The organism is Salmonella sp. SJTUF15591 (assembly GCF_043356435.1).
Taxonomy (GTDB): Bacteria; Pseudomonadota; Gammaproteobacteria; order Enterobacterales; family Enterobacteriaceae; genus Salmonella; species Salmonella enterica.
Map to the genome: position 1 here is coordinate 1 of NZ_JBEUJO010000028.1, position 5019 is coordinate 5019.

Genomic DNA, 5019 nt, shown 5'->3' on the forward strand with positions numbered 1-5019 from the left:
TCTTACCTGGCAGAATTTCTGCTGGAAAAAGGGTATGAGGTGCATGGTATCAAGCGCCGCGCGTCATCGTTTAATACCGAGCGCGTGGACCATATTTATCAGGACCCGCACAGTTGCAACCCGAAATTTCATCTGCATTATGGCGACCTGACCGACGCCTCCAACCTGACCCGCATTTTACAGGAAGTGCAGCCGGATGAGGTCTACAACCTGGGCGCGATGAGCCATGTGGCGGTGTCGTTTGAGTCGCCGGAATATACGGCCGATGTGGATGCGATGGGCACGCTGCGCCTGCTGGAGGCGATCCGCTTCCTCGGTCTTGAAAAGAAAACGCGGTTCTACCAGGCCTCCACCTCTGAACTGTACGGGCTGGTGCAGGAGATCCCGCAGAAAGAGACCACGCCGTTCTACCCGCGTTCCCCCTATGCGGTGGCGAAACTGTACGCCTACTGGATCACCGTCAACTACCGTGAATCCTACGGTATTTACGCCTGTAACGGCATTCTGTTTAACCACGAGTCCCCGCGTCGCGGCGAAACCTTCGTCACCCGTAAGATCACCCGCGCCATCGCCAATATCGCCCAGGGACTGGAGTCCTGCCTGTATCTCGGCAACATGGACTCGCTGCGCGACTGGGGCCATGCGAAAGATTACGTGCGGATGCAGTGGATGATGTTACAGCAGGAGCAGCCGGAAGATTTCGTGATTGCCACCGGCGTGCAGTATTCCGTACGCCAGTTTGTGGAGCTGGCGGCGGCGCAACTGGGGATAAAACTGCGCTTTGAAGGCGAAGGCATTAATGAGAAAGGGATCGTGGTATCCGTTACCGGACACGATGCGCCGGGCGTGAAACCGGGGGATGTGATTGTGGCCGTTGATCCGCGTTATTTCCGTCCGGCGGAAGTGGAAACCCTGCTGGGCGACCCGTCCAAAGCGCATGAGAAACTGGGCTGGAAACCGGAAATCACCCTGTCGGAGATGGTCTCCGAGATGGTGGCGAACGATCTGGAGGCCGCGAAAAAACACTCACTGCTGAAATCTCACGGATTCGATGTAAATTTATCTTTGGAATGACCATGACCAAGCAACGAATTTTTGTGGCGGGCCATCGCGGGATGGTGGGCTCCGCGATTGTACGGCAGCTTGCGCAGCGCGGCGACGTGGAGCTGGTGCTGCGCACCCGCGATGAGCTGGATCTGCTCGACGGGCGCGCGGTACAGGCGTTCTTTGCCGGGGCGGGTATCGACCAGGTTTATCTGGCGGCGGCGAAAGTGGGCGGCATTGTCGCCAACAACACGTATCCGGCGGATTTTATTTATGAAAACATGATGATAGAGAGCAACATTATTCACGCCGCGCACCTGCACAACGTGAACAAACTGCTGTTTCTCGGTTCGTCCTGTATCTATCCGAAACTGGCAAGGCAGCCGATGGCGGAAAGCGAGCTGCTGCAGGGGACGCTGGAGCCGACCAACGAGCCGTATGCCATCGCCAAGATCGCCGGGATTAAACTGTGCGAGTCCTACAACCGGCAGTACGGTCGCGACTACCGTTCGGTGATGCCGACCAACCTGTACGGCCCGCATGACAATTTCCATCCGGACAATTCACATGTGATCCCGGCGCTGCTGCGCCGCTTTCATGAGGCCGCGCAGAGCCACGCGCCGGAGGTGGTGGTGTGGGGCAGCGGCACGCCGATGCGTGAATTTCTGCACGTTGACGATATGGCGGCGGCCAGTATTCACGTGATGGAGCTGGCGCGCGAAGTGTGGCAGGAGAACACTGCCCCGATGCTGTCGCACATTAACGTCGGCACTGGCGTGGACTGCACTATCCGCGAACTGGCGCAGACTATCGCAAAGGTGGTGGGTTACCAGGGCCGGGTGGTGTTCGACGCCGCGAAGCCGGACGGCACGCCGCGTAAATTGCTCGACGTCACGCGCCTGCATCAGCTTGGCTGGTATCACGAAATTTCACTGGAGGCAGGGCTTGCCGGTACTTACCAGTGGTTCCTTGAGAATCAGCAACGGTTCCGGGGGTGACAATGTTTTTACGTCAGGAAGATTTCGCCGCCGTGGTGCGGGCCACGCCCCTCATCTCCCTCGATTTCATTGTGGAAAACGGCCAGGGGGAAATTTTACTGGGCCAGCGTCTCAACCGTCCGGCGCAGGGCTACTGGTTTGTGCCGGGGGGCGGGTGTGCAAAGACGAAACGCTGGAGGCCGCCTTTGCACGCCTGACGCAGGCGGAACTGGGCGTGCGTCTGCCGCTGGCGGCAGGGACGTTTTATGGCGTCTGGCAGCACTTCTATGACGACAACTTTTCCGGTGAGGATTTTTCAACTCATTACATCGTGCTCGGCTTTCGTCTGCGCGTGGCGGAGAGCGATTTACGCCTGCCTGACACCCAGCATGGCAGTTACCGCTGGCTGACGCCGGAACAGCTTCTGGCAGGCGAGAACGTCCACGAGAATAGTCGAGCTTATTTTCAAAATGAACCCCATTCTGTCATTGGTTTAGACAAAAAGGACGTCAAGTATGTCTGATGTACCCTTAATTGCTGTTGTAATGGCTGGTGGTACAGGGAGCCGTCTTTGGCCTCTATCTCGAGAACTTTACCCAAAACAATTTTTACAACTTTCTGGAAAAAATTCCTTATTACAGACAACCCTGCTTCGGTTGTCGGCACTTGCATGTAATGAACCATTGGTTATAACAAACGAGCAGCACCGTTTTATTGTTGCGGAGCAGTTACGGCAAATAGATCAACTACATAATAATATCATTCTTGAACCGTATGGGAGAAATACAGCTCCAGCGATTGCTCTTGCTGCATTATCAGCGCTTAGACGTAAGGAGCAGGAGGATCCTTTACTTTTAGTTCTTGCAGCCGATCATATTATCGCTAAAGAAGAAGTTTTCTGTAATGCCGTTAAGAAAGCAGTCCCCATTGCCGAAAACGGCAATATTGTTACATTTGGTATCATACCTGAATATGCTGAGACTGGTTATGGCTATATAGAGCGTGGTGTGCCTTTCTCTGTAAATGCAAATTCAACTGAAACAGATTTTTATCATGTGAAAAAATTTGTTGAAAAGCCGGATAGATTAAAAGCAGAGAAATATATTTCAACAGGGGATTATTTCTGGAATAGCGGCATATTTATGTTTAAAGCCACTGTTTATCTGAATGAGTTAAAAAAATTCAGACCAGATATTTATAGCGTTTGTGAGCAGGTGCTTTCTTCTTCATATCGCGATCTTGATTTTATTCGCCTTCCAGAAACTTTATTTAAAGATTGTCCTGCAGAATCTATTGATTTTGCTGTTATGGAAAAAACGGAGCGTTGCATTGTCTGCCCGATTGATATTGGTTGGAGTGATGTTGGTTCTTGGCAGTCTTTATGGGATATCAGCGAAAAAACAGATGAGGGAGATGTTTGTAAGGGCGACATTCTGACATACAACACTAAAAATAACTACATATACTCAGAGTCAGCATTGGTTGCTGCTGTAGGTGTTGAAGATATTGTTATTGTACAAACAAAAGATGCCATACTTGTTTCTAAAAAATCTGATGTCCAGGATGTAAAAAAGATCGTTGAGATGCTAAAGGCTCAAGAGCGTACAGAGTATATTGTCCATCGTGAGGTTTTTCGTCCATGGGGTAAATTCGACTCAATAGATCAGGGTGAGCGATATAAAGTTAAGAAGATCATTGTCAAACCAGGAGAAGGGCTTTCCTTGCGTATGCATCATCATCGTTCAGAACACTGGATTGTACTTTCTGGTACGGCTAAAGTCACCCTGGATGATAAAACGATGCTAGTGACTGCCAATGAGTCGATTTATATTCCATTGGGTGCAACGTATAGTCTGGAGAATCCAGGTGTTATTCCTCTTAATCTTATAGAAGTCAGTTCAGGAGATTATTTGGGAGAAGATGATATTGTTCGGCAGAAAGAACGTTACAAAAAAGATAATTGAATCATGAATAAATTAACCTGTTTCAAGGCCTACGACATTCGCGGCAGGCTGGGCGAAGAGCTCAATGAAGATATCGCGTGGCGGATTGGCCGCGCTTACGGCGAATATTTAAAACCGAAAACCATCGTGCTGGGCGGCGACGTGCGCCTGACCAGCGAGGCGCTGAAGCTGGCGCTGGCGAAAGGGTTACAGGACGCGGGCGTCGACGTGCTGGATATCGGTATGTCCGGCACCGAAGAGATTTACTTCGCCACCTTCCACCTCGGCGTGGACGGCGGTATTGAAGTGACCGCCAGCCATAACCCGATGGACTACAACGGCATGAAGCTGGTGCGCGAGGGCGCCCGCCCGATAAGCGGCGACACCGGTCTGCGCGACGTTCAGCGTCTGGCGGAAGCGGGCGATTTCCCGCCGGTGAACGAGGCCGCGCGCGGCAGCTACAGACAAATCAGCCTGCGCGACGCCTACATCGGCCACCTGCTCGGCTATATCAGTGTTAACAATCTCACCCCGCTGAAGCTGGTGGTGAATTCCGGCAACGGCGCGGCGGGGCCGGTCATTGACGCCATCGAAGCGCGTCTGAAGGCGCTGGGCGCGCCGGTGGAGTTCATCAAAATCCACAACACCCCGGACGGCACCTTCCCGAACGGCATTCCCAACCCGTTGCTGCCGGAGTGTCGCGACGACACCCGCAAGGCCGTTATTGAACACGGGGCGGACATGGGCATCGCCTTTGACGGCGACTTCGACCGCTGCTTCCTGTTCGATGAGAAAGGGCAGTTTATCGAGGGGTACTACATCGTCGGGCTGCTGGCGGAAGCGTTTCTGGAAAAACACCCGGGGGCGAAGATTATCCACGACCCGCGCCTGACCTGGAACACGGAGGCAGTGGTGACGGCGGCGGGCGGGACGCCGGTGATGTCAAAAACCGGACATGCCTTTATCAAGGAGCGGATGCGTACGGAGGATGCCATTTATGGCGGGGAAATGAGCGCGCATCACTATTTTCGTGATTTTGCCTACTGCGACAGCGG

At 53.0% G+C, this 5019-nt stretch carries 4 protein-coding genes and 1 pseudogene; all 5 read left to right on the forward strand.

The window, feature by feature from the left end; genetic code table 11:
* The coding region (gmd, locus tag ABVM99_RS24380) for a GDP-mannose 4,6-dehydratase (RefSeq protein ID WP_038806813.1) at positions 1 to 1074 on the forward strand (1074 nt) is incomplete at its 5' end.
* Positions 1075 to 1076: 2 nt separating this feature from the next.
* A complete protein-coding gene (locus ABVM99_RS24385; RefSeq protein ID WP_023253845.1) occupies positions 1077 to 2042 on the forward strand; it encodes a GDP-L-fucose synthase in 966 nt (321 codons plus the stop codon).
* Positions 2043 to 2044: 2 nt separating this feature from the next.
* Positions 2045 to 2544: pseudogene (locus tag ABVM99_RS24390) on the forward strand (GDP-mannose mannosyl hydrolase).
* The gene (locus tag ABVM99_RS24395; RefSeq protein WP_023194590.1) at positions 2537 to 3985 is read left to right on the forward strand and encodes a mannose-1-phosphate guanylyltransferase/mannose-6-phosphate isomerase; all 1449 of its coding nucleotides are present in this window, start codon (positions 2537 to 2539) and stop codon (positions 3983 to 3985) included. Before ABVM99_RS24390 ends, ABVM99_RS24395 begins: the two are co-directional and overlap by 8 nt.
* 3 nt (positions 3986 to 3988) lie before the next feature.
* Positions 3989 to 5019, forward strand: a 1031-nt coding sequence (gene cpsG / locus ABVM99_RS24400) for a colanic acid biosynthesis phosphomannomutase CpsG (RefSeq protein WP_393927466.1), incomplete at its 3' end; no start/stop codon positions are given.

What these genes read in the sequence shown, in the direction of transcription:
- ABVM99_RS24385 (WP_023253845.1), top strand. Translation starts at nt 1,077, where the DNA reads ATGACCAAGCAACGAATTTTTGTGGCGGGCCATCGCGGGATGGTGGGC.
- ABVM99_RS24395 (WP_023194590.1), top strand. Translation starts at nt 2,537, where the DNA reads ATGTCTGATGTACCCTTAATTGCTGTTGTAATGGCTGGTGGTACAGGG.